This window comes from Limibacillus sp. MBR-115, from assembly GCF_040549425.1.
GTDB lineage: Bacteria > Pseudomonadota > Alphaproteobacteria > Kiloniellales > CECT-8803 > Limibacillus > Limibacillus halophilus.
Genome location: NZ_JBEPTJ010000003.1, coordinates 499,761 through 515,475 on the forward strand (window position 1 = coordinate 499,761; position 15,715 = coordinate 515,475).

The 15,715-nt window shown below is 58.9% G+C and carries 15 protein-coding genes; 6 read left to right on the plus strand and 9 right to left on the minus strand.

Annotated features, from left to right (window positions below):
- Positions 1 to 227 precede the first annotated feature (227 nt).
- From ABIE63_RS09195 to ABIE63_RS09210, 4 genes are all read left to right on the plus strand, one after another.
- A complete protein-coding gene (locus ABIE63_RS09195) occupies positions 228 to 983 on the plus strand; it encodes a TerB family tellurite resistance protein (protein ID WP_354504144.1) in 756 nt (251 codons plus the stop codon).
- A 16-nt stretch (positions 984 to 999) separates the two neighbouring features.
- Positions 1,000 to 1,884 carry an EamA family transporter gene (locus tag ABIE63_RS09200; protein WP_354504145.1) on the plus strand — a complete coding sequence of 295 codons (885 nt, stop codon included), beginning with the start codon at positions 1,000 to 1,002 and terminating at the stop codon, positions 1,882 to 1,884.
- Between the two features lie 8 nt (positions 1,885 to 1,892).
- Entirely contained in the window at positions 1,893 to 2,579 is a 687-nt protein-coding gene (locus ABIE63_RS09205; RefSeq protein WP_354504146.1) for an N-acetylmuramoyl-L-alanine amidase, read from the plus strand.
- Between the two features lie 73 nt (positions 2,580 to 2,652).
- Complete coding sequence (locus ABIE63_RS09210; RefSeq protein ID WP_354504147.1) at positions 2,653 to 3,060, plus strand: tellurite resistance TerB family protein; 408 nt, start codon at positions 2,653 to 2,655, stop codon at positions 3,058 to 3,060.
- 28 nt (positions 3,061 to 3,088) lie between these two features.
- On the opposite strand, the gene gyrB is transcribed toward ABIE63_RS09210, so the two are convergent.
- The 9 genes from gyrB to mutM all read right to left on the minus strand — a co-directional run bounded on the left by gyrB (position 3,089) and on the right by mutM (position 13,225).
- Complete coding sequence (gene gyrB / locus ABIE63_RS09215) at positions 3,089 to 5,530, minus strand: DNA topoisomerase (ATP-hydrolyzing) subunit B (RefSeq protein WP_354504148.1); 2,442 nt, start codon at positions 5,528 to 5,530, stop codon at positions 3,089 to 3,091.
- A gap of 43 nt (positions 5,531 to 5,573) precedes the next feature.
- A complete protein-coding gene (gene recF / locus ABIE63_RS09220) occupies positions 5,574 to 6,818 on the minus strand; it encodes a DNA replication/repair protein RecF (protein WP_354504150.1) in 1,245 nt (414 codons plus the stop codon).
- 10 nt (positions 6,819 to 6,828) lie between these two features.
- Positions 6,829 to 7,947 carry a DNA polymerase III subunit beta gene (dnaN, locus tag ABIE63_RS09225; protein WP_183416063.1) on the minus strand — a complete coding sequence of 373 codons (1,119 nt, stop codon included), beginning with the start codon at positions 7,945 to 7,947 and terminating at the stop codon, positions 6,829 to 6,831.
- A 276-nt stretch (positions 7,948 to 8,223) separates the two neighbouring features.
- The gene (locus ABIE63_RS09230) at positions 8,224 to 8,859 is read right to left on the minus strand and encodes a LysE family translocator (RefSeq protein WP_354504152.1); all 636 of its coding nucleotides are present in this window, start codon (positions 8,857 to 8,859) and stop codon (positions 8,224 to 8,226) included.
- A complete protein-coding gene (dnaA, locus tag ABIE63_RS09235; protein ID WP_183416066.1) occupies positions 8,859 to 10,277 on the minus strand; it encodes a chromosomal replication initiator protein DnaA in 1,419 nt (472 codons plus the stop codon). Before dnaA ends, ABIE63_RS09230 begins: the two co-directional genes overlap by 1 nt.
- Before the next feature lie 463 nt (positions 10,278 to 10,740).
- A complete protein-coding gene (rpsT, locus tag ABIE63_RS09240) occupies positions 10,741 to 11,004 on the minus strand; it encodes a 30S ribosomal protein S20 (protein ID WP_183416067.1) in 264 nt (87 codons plus the stop codon).
- Between the two features lie 123 nt (positions 11,005 to 11,127).
- Complete coding sequence (locus tag ABIE63_RS09245; RefSeq protein WP_354504153.1) at positions 11,128 to 11,904, minus strand: enoyl-CoA hydratase; 777 nt, start codon at positions 11,902 to 11,904, stop codon at positions 11,128 to 11,130.
- Between the two features lie 70 nt (positions 11,905 to 11,974).
- The gene (locus ABIE63_RS09250) at positions 11,975 to 12,355 is read right to left on the minus strand and encodes a hypothetical protein (RefSeq protein WP_183416070.1); all 381 of its coding nucleotides are present in this window, start codon (positions 12,353 to 12,355) and stop codon (positions 11,975 to 11,977) included.
- A gap of 15 nt (positions 12,356 to 12,370) precedes the next feature.
- Positions 12,371 to 13,225, minus strand: coding sequence for a bifunctional DNA-formamidopyrimidine glycosylase/DNA-(apurinic or apyrimidinic site) lyase (mutM, locus tag ABIE63_RS09255; protein WP_354504155.1), 855 nt, complete (start codon positions 13,223 to 13,225; stop codon positions 12,371 to 12,373).
- 83 nt (positions 13,226 to 13,308) lie between these two features.
- Between mutM and ABIE63_RS09260 the strand changes: the two genes are divergently transcribed.
- Together ABIE63_RS09260 and ubiB are read left to right on the plus strand one after the other, a co-directional pair.
- Positions 13,309 to 14,076 carry a class I SAM-dependent methyltransferase gene (locus ABIE63_RS09260; protein ID WP_354504156.1) on the plus strand — a complete coding sequence of 256 codons (768 nt, stop codon included), beginning with the start codon at positions 13,309 to 13,311 and terminating at the stop codon, positions 14,074 to 14,076.
- Positions 14,077 to 14,092: 16 nt separating this feature from the next.
- Positions 14,093 to 15,616: a 2-polyprenylphenol 6-hydroxylase gene (gene ubiB / locus ABIE63_RS09265; protein ID WP_354504157.1), complete on the plus strand. Its 1,524-nt coding sequence runs from the start codon at positions 14,093 to 14,095 to the stop codon at positions 15,614 to 15,616.
- The last annotated feature ends 99 nt before the right edge of the window (positions 15,617 to 15,715 follow it).

Consider the following 15,715-nt stretch of genomic DNA (forward strand, 5'->3'; position numbering starts at 1 on the left):
TCGACGAAACCTAGTTCAACACACCCCGCCACGCAAGCATCCAGCGATGTGCAGACGCACTTTCTGGCGCGCCAAACACTGCAATCAGAAGAGATTACGGCTTTCTTCGCCATTGGCACCCCCATTCTATGATCGCTTCATCTGGTCGGGGGAGGGTTGTTCTTTCCGCATAGGCAAAGCGGACGGTTTCCCTTTCAATAACCATAGTCCCAAGGTATCAAAGACTTATGAGCATCTGGGGAAAGATTGTCGGCGGCGCTGCCGGATTCGCGGTGGGGGGGCCACTGGGGGCGATCCTCGGTGCGGTGGCCGGTCATGCCGTGGACAAAATGGCCGAAGACAGCAAACCACCCGGCGATGATGGCGGTACGGGCGCCAGCAATGATCCAACCCGCAGAATCGCCTTTACCATCGCTGTCATCGTGCTGGGCGCCAAGATGGCCAAGGCCGACGGCCATGTCACCAAGGATGAGATCGCCGCCTTCCGGCAGGTGTTCCATATTCCTCCGGAAGAGGTGAAGAACGTCGGCCGTCTGTTCGATCAGGCCCGCCGCGATGCCAATGGATTCGAGCCCTACGCCAAGCAGATCGCTCGGTTGTTCCGGGATCGCCCGGCAGTGCTCGAAGAACTGCTGGACGGCCTGTTCCACATCGCCCGAGCCGATGGCCATGTAACCCCGGAAGAACTGGACTATCTGCAAGCCGTTGCCAACATCTTCGGCCTGGACGAAGCGGCATGGCATCGTCTCAAGGCAGCCAACCTGGGTCCCGACGCCGAAGATCCCTATCATATTCTAGGGGTTACTCGGGAAACCGTCCCCGAAGCCATAAAAGCCGCCTATCGAAAGCTTATCCGTGAGAATCACCCTGATCGTCTGGTAGCCGAAGGCATGCCGCAGGAGTTCGTCGCGATGGCCAACGAAAAGATGGCCAAGATCAATGTGGCCTACGACCGCATTTGCAAAGAAAAGGGCATTTCATAATGGCGTTGGATCGCTGATGCTTTCCATTCGACCCCTGCATCTCATGTTGTTTCTCCTGGTCATGTGCCTGTGGGGTTTCAATTTCGCCGTCGTCAAGATCGGCTTACGGGATTTGACGCCCTTGATGCTAACGGCCCTGCGCTTCGGGCTGGTTGCAGTGATCTTGCTACCGTTTGTCAAACCGCCCAAAGGACGATGGCTGGACATTGCAATTATCACGATCCTGCTTGGTGTATTGCACTTTTCGTTGAACTTCACGGGGCTGGCGGGTCTGAATGCCTCGACTGCGGCAATTGCCATTCAGCTCCAAGTCCCCTTCGCCTCAATACTGGCGGCCATCTTCCTCAATGATAAACTTGGCTGGCGGCGAGGCCTTGGCATGACCATCGCATTTGTCGGGGTCGCGGTGATTGCTGGCGAACCGCGCGTCGAAGGTCAGTACTTTTACCTAAGCTTGGTCATCCTCGCCGCTTGCATATGGTCGGTCGCCAATCTTGTGATTAAGATCCGCCCCCCAATTGACGGGCTGTCGCTTCTTGCCTGGATGTCGGCCTTTTCCGCGCCTGCGTTGTTCCTCTGCTCGCTCGCTTTGGAGACCGGCCAGATGGAGGACTTGAGGGCCATCGGTTGGGAGGGCGTTACATCGGTAATTTATCAAGCCGTCTTCGTTGTGGTGATTGGCTATGGTATCTGGTACCGGCTTTTACCGCTCTACGATATGAACATCACCATGCCCATAACGCTGTTGATCCCGCCCGTGGGGGTGCTTTCCGGCGTTATCGTCCTGGGCGAAAGCCTCACGCTCACCTTCATAACAGGCGCTGCCATTACCATCGTGGGCGTCGCCATTATCCTGGTGCGCAGGCCAACGACCGCCGCCCCGGAAATCGAGCGGGTGTAGGGACGCCTATGATTATCGAGCAACGCCCCTCCCCGAACCAGGAAGACCGGCCGGGCACGGGGCTGGTCGATTTTCTGATTCTGCATTACACCGGCATGCGATCAGCCCAGGAAGCGCTTGATCGTTTGTGCGATCCGGCAGCCAAAGTCAGCGCCCACTACTGCATCGACGAAGACGGCCGCACCTGGGAACTGGTGCCGGAATCCAGGCGCGCCTGGCACGCTGGCGTTTGCTATTGGGACGGCATCACCGATATCAACAGCCGTTCTATCGGGATCGAACTGGTCAATCCGGGACACGCTTTTGGATACCGCCCCTTCCCGCAAGCGCAGATCGAAAGCCTGGAAAACCTTTGTCGGTCGGTTCTGGAGCGTCATAACATCGCACCGCAACGGATCCTTGGCCATTCGGACCTCGCTCCCCTGCGCAAGGAAGACCCAGGCGAGTTATTCCCTTGGCGGCGCTTGGCGGAGAACGGGATCGGCCTTTGGTGCGATGAACCACTGGATACCGACAGGGATTTGGTCGGCGTCCTCCAAGAAATCGGATATGGATATCTGGACGAAGACGCCGGCAAGGTCATTGCGGCGTTTCAGCGCCACTGGCGGCCCGCGTCGGTAACAGGTAAAGACGACCCGGAAACCCGTGGTTTGGCTGCCGCATTGCTTCAACGGATAGAGCAATCTTTCGCCTGAGCCTTGCAGGCGAACGTCCGGGCCCTTACGTTGCCTTCACGGATTGCAATTCAACAGGAGACCAAGCATCGCCATGATCGGCCATCACGAAGCGCTCATCTACACCATGGTCATGATGTCGGCCGCCGACAACGACATGACTGACAAGGAACTCAGCACAATCGCCGATATCGTGAGGCATCTGCCAGTGTTTGATGATTTCAAGGTGGACGATTTGCCGGCCCTGGCAAACCGTTGTTCCGACCTTCTTGCCGACGAGGACGGGCTGGACAAGGCACTGGAAATGATCGCGTCCGCGCTGCCCGCCCAACTTCGCGAAACCGCTTACGCCGTCGCTTGCGACGTTGCAGCCGCCGACGGCCTGGCATCGCAGGAGGAACTGAGGCTTTTGGAAATGTTGCGCTTTACGCTGCCTGTCGGCCGCCTACCCGCCGCGGCAATCGAGCGCGGCGCGCGAGCGCGCTACACCCGGATGACCTGAGCCACCTGGGGATCGCCGACCAAATTTACTAAACGTCGAGGTTTGCAACTTCCAACGCGTTGGTTTGGATAAACTCGCGGCGCGGCTCCACCACGTCCCCCATCAAGGTTTCGAACACCTGTCCGGCTTCGTCCAAATGGGCGACTTTGACCTGAAGCAACGAGCGGGCATCCGGATCCAAAGTGGTTTCCCAAAGCTGCTCCGGGTTCATCTCGCCCAAGCCCTTGTAGCGGGCAATGGCAAGGCCTTTGCGGCCCAACTCCATGATAGCCTCGGCAAGGGTTGCCGGGCCGAATATGGGAAAGCTTTTCTCCTTGGACTTCAGCTCCCCAGGCAAGCGGTAGGATTCCTGTAGTTCTCCAGCTATCGAGTCCAACCGCCGCGCCTCGACACTGCGCAAGGCCGCCGCATCGATCACGCGGCGCTCCGTAACGCCCTGCAAGGTGCGCTGGAAGGCCAAACCGCCGTCCTCGGCGACATCGCCTTGCCAACCCTTCTGGTTTTCTTCCTCCATAGCATTCAGGCGCTTGGCGATGTAACGCGCTGCTTCCGCAGCTTTCTCCCGGTCGGCAAGCAAATCCGCATTCAACGCGCCCGCAATGGCCGCTTGGCCCACGATCCGCACGTTTCCTACCTTTCGGATCAAAGGCTGGAGCCACTGCTTGGCGAGATTGGCCCGTTCCACCAGCGCTTTAAGCGCCTGCCCGGCCACTTGACTTCCACCGCCCAGCGTCAAGACGCTTTCCTCGACGCCTTGGTCGATCAGGTAGCTGTCCATTTCCCGCTCGCCCTTGATATACACCATCGAATTCCCACGCTTGGCGCGGTAAAGCGGTGGTTGGGCGATGTAGAGGTAACCGCGCTCGATGATTTCCGGCATCTGCCTAAAAAAGAAGGTCAGCAGCAACGTCCGGATGTGTGATCCGTCAACGTCTGCGTCCGTCATGATGATAATCTTATGATAGCGCAGCTTGTTGATATCGAACTCCTCGCGCCCGATACCGGTACCCAGAGCGGTGATCAGCGTGCCGATCTCCTGGCTGGATAGCATCTTGTCGAAACGCGCGCGCTCGACATTCAAGATCTTACCCTTAAGCGGCAAAATCGCCTGGTGCTTGCGATCACGCCCCTGCTTGGCGGAGCCGCCTGCGGAATCACCCTCGACGATGAAGATTTCGGACAGCGCCGGATCCTTTTCCTGGCAGTCCGCGAGCTTGCCTGGCAGCGAGGCAATGTCCAGGGCCGACTTACGGCGCGTCAACTCTCTGGCCTTGCGAGCGGCCTCGCGTGCCGCGGCGGCTTCAACCACCTTGCCGACGACGCGCCGCGCCTCGTTGGGATGCTCCTCGAAGTAGCGCTCCATCGCCTCCCCCACCAAGCTCTCGACGACAGGGCGGACTTCGGAGGAAACAAGCTTGTCCTTGGTCTGACTGGAGAACTTTGGATCAGGCACCTTGACCGACAGCACGCACGTAAGACCCTCTCGGGCATCGTCGCCTGTCAGGGCCACCTTCTCTTTCTTTGCCAGGCCAGAACTCTGGGCATAAGCATTGATCTGACGTGTGAGCGCAGAGCGGAAACCGGCCAGATGCGTACCGCCATCACGTTGCGGGATGTTGTTGGTAAAGCACAAAACCTGCTCGTGATAGGCATCCGTCCATTGCAAGGCACACTCGACGGAAATTCCCTCGCGCTCGGCTTGAACATGGATCGGTGGCTGAAACAACGGCTGGCGGGATCGGTCCAGATAAGCGACGAAAGCCAGCAAACCGCCTTCATAGAACAACTCAACCGACTTCGGTTCCGCCGGACGATCGTCGGTCAACAGGAGCTTAACCCCGGAATTCAGGAAAGCCAGTTCACGTAGACGGTGTTCGAGACGATGAAAGTCGAACTCCAACATCGTAAAGGTCTCGGATGAGGGCAGGAAGGTGATCTCCGTTCCCGTCTTGCCCCCGGCATCCCCAACGATCTTCAAGGGCTCCACGGCTTCGCCATGTTCGAAAGACATCGCGTGTTCCTTGCCACCACGCCAGATGCGTAGATCGAGCCGTTTGGACAGCGCATTGACGACCGACACCCCGACGCCGTGTAAGCCGCCGGAGACCTTGTAGGAATTCTGGTCGAACTTACCGCCTGCATGCAGTTGGGTCATGATGACCTCGGCGGCGGAAACGCCCTCTTCCTTGTGAATATCGATGGGTATTCCACGGCCATTGTCCGTAACCGTCACCGACCCATCGCCGTTCAAGACGACATTGACGGCATCGCAGTACCCGGCCAAGGACTCGTCAATCGCATTATCGACCACCTCATAGACCATATGGTGCAGCCCCGAGCCATCGTCCGTGTCGCCGATGTACATACCCGGGCGTTTGCGAACCGCTTCCAGTCCGCGCAACACCTTGATCGATTCAGCGAGATACTCTTCCGCCGCGTCGTTCGTACGATTGCTCTTTTCGTCACTCATGTTTCAGTCCGCCTTCGAATACCGGGAGGGGGTTTCCGTGAACTCACGAATCGGGCGCAATGCGCCCTTCCCGGACAGAGAAAAACTCGGCGTTGCCGCCAATTCCATCAAACAGCGACGGGTCCGTGCCCGTCAGCCAGCTTTGGCCCTCAAGAGCCAACAACTCGTCGTACAGCGCGCGCCGACGTTCCTCGTCCAAGTGCGCGGCCACTTCGTCCAACAACAACAGCGGCGCCGCACCACGCTCACTGGCAATCAGCCGCGAGTTCGCCAGCACGATCGCGATCAACAGCGCCTTTTGTTCGCCGGTCGAGCAAAGTTCCGCCGGCATGGCTCGCTGCAGGTGGCCTACCCGCAGGTCGCTACGATGTGGACCAACCGCCGCTCCGCCCTGCTCCGCATCCCCGCTTCGCGAGGCACGGAGATGCTCCCGCAGGCGATCTTCGACGGCGAGCGCGGGCATATCTGCTAGCCAGGCCTCCACGTCTCCCGCCACCGCCAGAGATGCGCGTGGAAAGGCGCCCCCGGCCAGGGCACAGGCGCTGGCCAAACGCTCCGCTAGCGCGCAACGGGCTGCCGCAATCGCCACACCCTGCTCCGCCAGTGTTTCCTCCAGCACCGTCAACCAAGCCGGGTCTGGGGTTCCCTTTTCCCAACGCAACAGGCGTGATCGCTCTCGCAAGGCCTGTTCGTATTTCGCAATCCGGCCCGCATGTGCCGGATCACTTCCAAAAACCAAGCGATCCAGGAACCGCCGTCGCTCGCTCGGCCCCTCCTGAAACAGGCGATCCATCTGTGGCGTCAGCCATACGACCGACAAAACCTCGCCGAGAGCCTGCTGACTGCTGGCGAAAGCGCCATCCAGTTTCACGGCCCGCTTGTCGCGCGGACTGGCTGGATCACGTCCGGTTCCAAGAGACCGCCGCTCACCGGCAACCACCACCTCCGCGGCAACCGCCCACGGTTGAGAAGTTTCGCCACCCTCTGTCCCGTCACCGCCGACGCGCCGGTCCACCTCCGAGAGGCGCGCCCCGCGCAAACCGCGTCCCGGCGTCAGGAAGGAGAGCGCCTCCAGCAGATTTGTCTTACCAGCGCCGTTAGGGCCGGTCAGAATCACGGGCCGCCCATTCGTTTCCATTCCGGCCTGCCGGTAAGAGCGAAAGGCGTTGACCTGTAAACGCGCCACCCAGACGGTCGGCTGCCTCACTCCCTCTTTCGCCACCTCATCCGGGCCATCAAGGGATGCTGTTGGCATCTGGTTGGCTTTCAGGTGCTGCAAAGCGGCCAAAAGGCCCTCCTCAGACCCGCATCGGCATCAGGACATACAGCGCGGACTCATCACCGACGTCGCGCACGATCGTTGGCGATGTCGCGTCGGAAAGCTGGAACAGCGCTTCAGAGCCCTCGATCTGCTCGGCGATATCCAGCAGGTATCGTGAGTTGAAACCGATCTCCAGCGTCTCGCCCTTGAAAGCAACTTCAATCTCTTCGATCGCGCTACCGTTCTCGGGGCTGGTGGCAGACAAGGTCAACAGGCCCTCGCTGAACGAAAGCTTGACCGCGCGGCTCTTCTCCGAGGAAATCGTGGAGACACGATCGACCGCCTCGCGGAAGGCCTTGCGATCGACTTCCATCGTACGGTCGTTGCCGCTGGGGATGACTCGCTCGTAATCGGGGAAGGTTCCGTCGATCAGCTTCGAGGTCAAGACGGTCGAACCGAAGGAAAAACGAATCCTCGTGTCGGAGAGGGCGATTGCGACGCTGTCGTCGGACTCGTCAAACAGCTTGCGAAGTTCACCGACGGTCTTTCTGGGCACGATCACCCCTGGCATGCCTTTAGCACCCTCGGGCAACGGCATCTCAAAGCGCGCCAGACGGTGGCCGTCGGTCGCGACCGCACGCAGTACCGGGACGCCACCGCTCTCAGCGGCATGAAGGTAGATGCCGTTGAGGTAGTAACGGGTTTCCTCAGTCGAAATGGCAAACCGGGTGCGATCCACCAGGCTGCAAAGCTCTGGTGCCGCGACCTTGAAGGACTGCGGCAGATCAACCTGATTGGAAGCGGGGAAATCTTCGCGCGGCAGCGTCGTGAGCGTAAAAGCGGACCGCCCCGCGGTCAGGGTCATCTGACCGCTGTCACCCGCGAGCGATAACTCAACCTGCGCCCCGTCGGGAAGCTTGCGAACGATATCGTAAAGCGTATGCGCAGGAACCGTCGTCGCCCCCTCTTGCAACACCTCGGCCGCGACCTCTTCGATGATCGTCAGGTCCATATCGGTTGCCGTTAGCGACAAATTTCCGTCACCTGCGGCCAATAAGACGTTCGAGAGAATGGGAATGGTGTTGCGGCGCTCTACAACGCTTTGCACGTGGGCCAGGGATTTCAGCAGCGCCGCGCGTTCAATGGTCAGTTTCATGGCAGTCCCAATGGCTTGATTTCTAAGGCGTTTTCTATGACTTATGCCTTCACAGCGGAAGGTACATCCAACTTCATCCGAGCCACTATCTGACGATTGTTCGAGGGGGCGAATCGACCCCTTACGGCACGGATGCATAATATAGACCATACTGCCCGGAATCGTAAGGGTTTTCGCGCTTTTTACAGGCCTATTTTGGGCTCCGTGGTGATCGACCTTACAGGGTCGTCCAAACTACAGATTTCCAGACCGATGGAACCAGTCCAAGCACACCGGCTAAAGCTTCAGCATGGCCAACTTCGCGCCAAAACCGATGAAGACGACACCGGTGATGCTCTTGAGCCACCGTTGGAAGCTTTGGTTCCGGGTTGCGCCCGCCAATCGCGCAAAAAGCATGATAATCAACGAGAACCAGACCAGGTTCAGCAGCGAATGGATGAAAACGAGCGTGAAAGACGCACTCAAGGCGCCATCCGTCCGCGAAATGAACTGTGGAAAGGCCGCGAGGTAAAACATCGACACCTTTGGGTTCAATGCATTGGTCAAGAACCCCTCGGAATAGGCCTTAAGGAGCGTTCTGCGCCTTTTCGCAGGCGCGACGTCCGCGACGGCGGGTGCAACCCCACGCCATGCCTCCAGCAAGGCCTTTAAACCGATCCAGCACAGATAGGCTGCACCCAGCATTTTAACGATGAAGAATGCTTGCGCCGATTGAACGAGAATAATTGAAATACCCAGGATCGACAGAGCACCGTGAAGATAGAAAGCCGACACAAATCCGGCAACGTTGGCGAAACCTGCCGCTTTTCCCGACGTGGGGACGGTCCTTGCGATCAAAACACCATTCGGTCCCGGCGACATCACCAGCAGTGCCGCAATGAAGGAGAAGCTCAGGACCGTTGCGAAATCCATTAGTTCTCCAGCATACGGCGCAACAGGTCGACTTCGTCGGCAAACCCGGCATCCAGACCACGCAACTCATCGATCTTGCGCACCGCATGCATCACGGTTGTGTGGTCGCGACCGCCAAATCGCCGACCGATCTCCGGCAATGACCGAGAGGTCAGCTGCTTGGAAAGGTACATGGCGACTTGACGCGGACGCGCAACGGCGCGCGCGCGGCGCGCGGAAAGCATGTCGGCGTGGCGAATGTTGAAATGCTGCGCGACCTTGCGCTGTATCTCCTCGATCGTCAGGCGCCGTGCATTGGCGTGCAGCAGATCGTGCAACACTTCCTGCGCAGTCTCCAATGTCACCGGCCGCCCGACAAGCGTCGCGTGTGCGGTGATGCGGTTGAGCGCCCCTTCAAGCTCACGCACGTTGGAGGTAATCTTGTGCGCCAGGAACTCCAAAACCTTCAAGCTGACATTGCACTTCATCTGTTCGGCCTTGGATTGGAGAATTCCAAGCCGCAGCTCATAGTTCGTCGAATCGATTTCCGCGACTAGGCCCCAACCCAACCGCGAACGCATGCGCTCCTCGACCCCTTCGAGGTTTGATGGGCTCTTGTCGGCCGACACCACGACCTGACGGCTCTGATCGACCAGCGCATTGAAGGTATGGAAAAACTCTTCCTGGGTGGACTCACGACCACCGATAAACTGAACATCGTCGATCATCAAAACATCTACCGAACGGAACTGGTCCTTAAAGGCTACCGTATCCTTAGTGCGTAGCGCTCTGATGAACTGGTACATGAATTTTTCCGCAGACAGATAGATAACCTTCTTCTGCGGACTGCGCTGGCGCACATGCCAAGCGATCGAGTGCATCAAGTGCGTTTTCCCAAGGCCAACGCCGCCGTAAAGAAACAAGGGATTGAAAGCGACGGATCCTGCCTCCGCAACGCGCCGCGCCGCCGCGTAAGCCAACTCGTTTGGCTGGCCGACGACAAAACTCTCGAAAGTCGAGCGCGGGTCCAAAGGTGCGGAAATATCGTCATAACCATCCCGCTTGGCTTCGGCTACCGGCGTGATATTGCCTTGCGCCAACGCATCTGCGTCATCATCTGCAGGTTCCTCATTGAATGCTTTGCCCGCACCAACAAGTGGCGCACGCGTCGGGGAGGAACGGACGACGATCTCCACACCCTTAAGAGCGCCATCCTCGCTTGCCCACAGCGCCCGCAGACGATCCGAATAGTTGGAAATCACCCAGTCGCGCATGAAGCGGGTCGGCACGGCAAGGCGAACCTGCCCGTTGTTCAGTCCGACAAGCGTGAGAGGCTTAAGCCAACTCCGAAAAGCCGCCTCTCCTACTTCGTCGCGAAGCCGTCCTCGAACTTTGGCCCAGGCTTCGCTAACATCTCGTTCGCTTGCCGAATTACCCATTCCCCTTTTCTCCGCCCTCTCTTGCTCTCTCCGACCGATCTCGAACGAGATCGCCTCACCCCGCGCATCTAACTCTGCTACGAAACCATCAGGACTAGCTCATCCGGAGAACAAAACCCTTCAACCAAAGGCGACAGAATATCGCCTCAGTTTACTTGCACTGTTTTGTTACTTTCCCAGGACTATTGAAGTAGACCCGAAACACCTCACGACTAATACTCCCTGATTTTTATTTTTTTCTTGTAATTCTAGTTTTTTATTTGCACCCGCCGAACGGGAAGTAAAGAGTACCGCCGCAGCAACGGTCATGCAATGAGACTGAATCCAGAACGCGCGAATTTCTTCCATCAAAATTTATGGATTCGCAATCGGAGGCACGGCTCCAAGTCACCCGAGCCTCAGACATGCAAAAAGCCGCAACGGATATCCGTTGCGGCTTCAAGCCGTTAACCCAAGGCTGGGATCAGCCGAGCGCCTTTACCCGAGCGGAAAGCCGCGAAAGCTTACGCGCCACCGTATTTTTTGGCATCACGCCGGCGCGCACGCCACGGTGCAGCTCCGGCTGCGCCTCGCGCAGTGCGGTTTGGGCGGCAGGCTTATCGCCGGACGCCAGAGCAACCTCGACCTTCTTCAGGAAGGTACGGATGCGATTCACACGCGTGCCATTGATCTCGGCGCGGCGCTCGTTTCTGCGTATCCGCTTTTGGGCGGATTTATGATGGGCCATGTCAGACGACCTTTTTAAGAATTCCGGTGTTCAGAAGGCCGGGGTTATAACCGCAGCCAGACCGGGCGTCAAGCGCCGGTGGCATGGAAAGTCCAGCCATTACTTCATCGGCCCGATGCCTGCTCAACGATGCTTCCAGGACGGCTTCCGCTTTTCAGCGAAGGCATTCATCCCCTCCTTTTGATCTTCAGTCGAGAAAGTTGAGTGGAAGACCCGCCGCTCGAACAAGACCCCTTCGGCGAGAGATGTTTCATAAGCGCGGTTCACTGCTTCTTTGCACATCATGGTGATCGGGCGCGACATCCCGGCGATTTTCGCACCGATCCGCAACGCCTCATCCAACAATTCGGCATTCGGCAGCACCTTGGCGACGAGACCGCTGCGCAGGGCCGTGTCCGCATCGATGAATTCGCCGGTCAGGTTCATGTACATTGACAAAGACTTGCCAACGAAGCGGGTCAACCGCTGGGTCCCGCCGGCCCCTGGAATAGTGCCGATTGTGATCTCCGGTTGTCCGAACTTGGCGCTCTCGCTCGCTATGATCATGTCGCACATCATAGCCAACTCGCAACCGCCGCCCAGGGCGAACCCTGATACTGCGGCGATGGTCGGCTTGCGGGTGGTGGCAAGGCGCCCCCACCCCTTGGTGATGAAATCCTGACCGTAAACGTCCATGTAGGTCCGGTCTTTCATCTCCTTGATATCCGCACCCGCGGCAAAAGCCTTCTCGGATCCGGTGACGACGATAGCGCCGATGTCGTCGTCTGCCTCGAAATCGTCCAATGCATGAGCTAGTTCATCGATCAACGCGGCGCACAACGCATTGAGCGCCTGTGGGCGATTCAAGGTAATGAGGCCAACGCCTCCTTTTTTCTCAGCGATGATATTCTCGTAGGCCATGGTCCTCAGACTCTCCTTATGGAAATAGTGGGCCGACGGTCGTGCAGGCGCCCTTCGCCGGAAGGCTGCATTATCCTGGCTGCAGTGTAAATCCGACGACCAGATGGCCGCCCGACCGTTCGAAACTGATGCTCAACACCTCACCTTCCCGGTGGAAGGTATCTCGTCCTGCCGATCGCCACCCCAGCTGCGAAAGCGTTCTCTCGTAAAATCGCCGAACCTCCGCTTCCTCCAAATCGCCAATTGCGTGCGCTTCGACAATGCGTCCTGACGGTTTGTCAAAGGCCATCCCTTGGCCTTGGATCTCCTCGAGGCCGCGCATCAGTGGAAGATCCTGGATATCGGACAGGAAGGCCTGTCCATCTTGAGCCAGACTCCCACCCGCCAGTAAGGCCGACAGGCAAACGGCGGCCAGAAAAATAGAGCGCAGGGTGCGGGACAAGCGGTTCATAACCTTCTTCCTACCCTAGCGTTGGCGGCTGGGACAATAGAAAGTCGAACGGCCCGATTGTACGATTCGCCTAATACCGACCCCGGAGACGTCGCCCGGCTCCAGACAATCGCAATCCGGACAGCGTTCGCCTTCTCGACCATAGACCGCCCAGGCGTGCTGAAAGTATCCCAATTCTCCATCCGCCTGAACATAGTCGCGTAGTGACGATCCGCCGGCTGCGATCGCACGGGTCAGCACATCCCGGATCGCTAGTGCCAGACGTTCGGCCCGCGCGCCCTGAACCGTATGGGCTGAGCGGCGTGGAGACAGGCCCGCATGGAAAAGCGCTTCCGAAACATAAATGTTACCCAGCCCGGCGACCACACGCTGATCTAGCAGCGCCGCCTTTATCGGTGAGCGCCTGCCCTTCAATCCAGCCGCTAACACTGGACCGCTGAAAGCGTTGCCGAGAGGTTCCGGACCCAATGCCGCCAACAGCGGATGGCTGGTCAAGGCCGCCTCGTCCGGCAGAATATCCATGATCCCGAAACGTCGTGCGTCATTGAAACGCACCTGCAGGCCTGCCTCTGTCTCGAAGACCACATGATCGTGCTTGCCCAACGGTAAATCGGGATCATCGACCATAAGCATTCGCCCCGACATGCCCAGATGACAGAGCAGATAGGCGCCGTCATCGAGCCTGAACAGAAGATACTTGGCGCGCCGCTCAATGGCCACCACGCGCCGGCCCTCTAGCCGCGCAACGAAATCGCTTGGCAGCGGGAACCGCAAATCAGGTCGGCGCTGCAGAACACGACGCAGGCGCTGGCCTTCCATCAAGGGCGCCAGACCGCGGCGTACGGTTTCGACCTCAGGGAGTTCCGGCATGACTAAAACACTACGACTCGTCTTCCAACCTCAGATGCGTTGGAGAGTAGCCTAAGCGCAGTCGGCGCGCTATCTTGCGCGCCATGAAAGAACAAGCTCCTTCCGGCGATACGGCATCCTTCGGGTTTCGCGAAGTCGCCCGTGCAGAGAAAGCACCCTTGGTCCAGGGCGTATTTCGTTCGGTTGCGGGTCGCTATGACTTGATGAACGACTTGATGTCGGGCGGCATTCACAGATTGTGGAAGCGTGAGATGGTTGCCTGGCTGGACCCGAAACCAGGCATGGCGCACCTCGACGTTGCCGGTGGCACGGGAGACATCGCATTTCGCATCCTCAAGCAGGTAGGGCTGGACAAGGCCGGTCCCATGACGATTTGCGACCTGACCCCGGAGATGCTGGAGGTGGGCCGCAACCGAGCCATCGACCATGGCATTACAGGGGGCATCCGTTGGGTATGCGGCGATGCCCAAAGACTGCCGTTTCCAGACCGCAGCATGGCCGCCTATACCATTGCCTTTGGTCTGCGCAACGTGACCGACATTGATCTTGCTCTGGCGGAAGCGCGGCGGGTACTCAAGCCCGGCGGCCGTTTCCTGTGCCTTGAGTTCAGTCACGTGGTCGTCCCGTTGCTTAGCCAGATATACGACCGCTTTTCCTTCTCGGTGCTGCCCTGGCTGGGCGAGAAAGTCGCCGATGACCGTGACTCCTATCAGTACCTTGTGGAATCGATCCGGCGTTTCCCGGACCAAGAGTCGCTTGTCGCCCGCATGGCTGCTGCCGGGCTCGGCGAATCCCGTTATCGCAATCTGACCGGTGGGATCGCAGCTTTGCATTCCGCCTGGCGTCTCTAAGTCGGGACGGGAAGCGATGCGGCGTAGCCTACGGTCCTTTTACCGGCTTTTCACCATCGCGCGCACCCTGGCGCGCCACGACGCGCTGGCTTTCGTTGAAGACCTGGGTATCGCGCCCGGCCTCTGCCGAACACTGCGGTTCTTTTCGCCGCGCCGCAAATCGGGACGTCCCGGGCAGAAACTGGCCTCGGCACTCACCGAACTAGGCCCCAGCTTCGTGAAGCTGGGTCAGTTTCTTTCCACGCGCGCCGATCTGTTGGGTGAGGAAGTCGCGCTCGACCTTGCCGAGCTACAGGACCATCTGCCGCCCTTCCCCAGCGACCAGGCCCGCCGCGTTATAGAACGGGAACTGGGGCAACCGGTTGCAACATTGTTCTCAGAGTTTTCCGAGGAGGCGGTATCCGCCGCCTCCATCGCCCAAGTGCATTTCGCCGTAACCAGCGAGGGCGAGGAAGTGGCGGTCAAAATTCTGCGCCCCCAAATTGAACGGGCTTTTCGCCGGGATCTCGACCTCTTCTACTGGTTGGCAAACTTGTCCCTGCGTGCGCAGCCGCGCCTGGCCCGCCTCAAGCCTGTGGATTTGGTAAGGCTTTTCGAGGAACAGGTGACCATGGAAATGGACCTGCGCCTGGAGGCTGCGGCAGCGTCGGAGCTAGCGGAGAACTTTGAGCATGACCCGACCTATGTTGTCCCGCATGTGGATTGGGAACGGACCGCGCGCCGGGTGTTGACCACCACCCGCCTGTCCGGCATTCCGCTCGATGACCGCGAGGCCTTGCTGGCGGCAGGGCATGATCTCGAAGAAGTCCTGACTCGTGCGGCGGCAACCTTCTTCAATCAGGTTTTCCGTGATGGCTTCTTTCATGGCGACCAGCACCCGGGGAATATGTTCGTCGATTCCGACGGCAATATCGGCGCTGTCGATTTTGGCATCATGGGGCGCTTGGACCACGAAACCCGCATGGTGCTGGCGGATATGCTGTTGGCGGTACTGGCGAAGGACTACCGCCGCCTAGCTCAAGTGCAGGTCGATGCCGGTTTCCTGCCCGCCGGACGGCCGCTGGACTCCTATGTCCAGGCCTTAAGAAGCGTTTGCGAGCCGATCTTCGGCAAGCCTTTGGCCGAGATTTCCTTCGCCAACCTTCTGACCCAGTTGTTTCAACTCACGGAATCGTTCGAGCTGGAGGTACAGCCGCAACTGACCTTGCTTCAGAAGAACATGATGATGGCCGAGGGCGTCAGCCGCGTTCTCGACCCCCGACTCAACATCTGGTCCCTGGCCGAGCCGCTGATCGCCGATTGGGTGGCCCGCAACCGCGGCGCGCCGGCACGAGCCCGCGAGGGCCTGCAAACACTGGAGGCGACCCTGCGACGCATCCCCCGTATTGTGGAAAATCTGGAGCGCGCGACCAAGGAGCTGGCGAACGACGGCCTCCGGCTCGCCCCTCAGGACAGCCATCGAATGCGCTGGAGCGAAAAGGTAGCGCTTGCCGCTGCTTTCACCGCCGCCATTCTCGCTCTCTTCGCGCTGTTGTATTAGACGGTAAATTACTATCCTTCACTGTAGAAAGCTTGCCGATACCGCATTATTAAGCGTATTTTCCTGTGAATTCTGAATTCGGCGGTTGGAATAGAACCA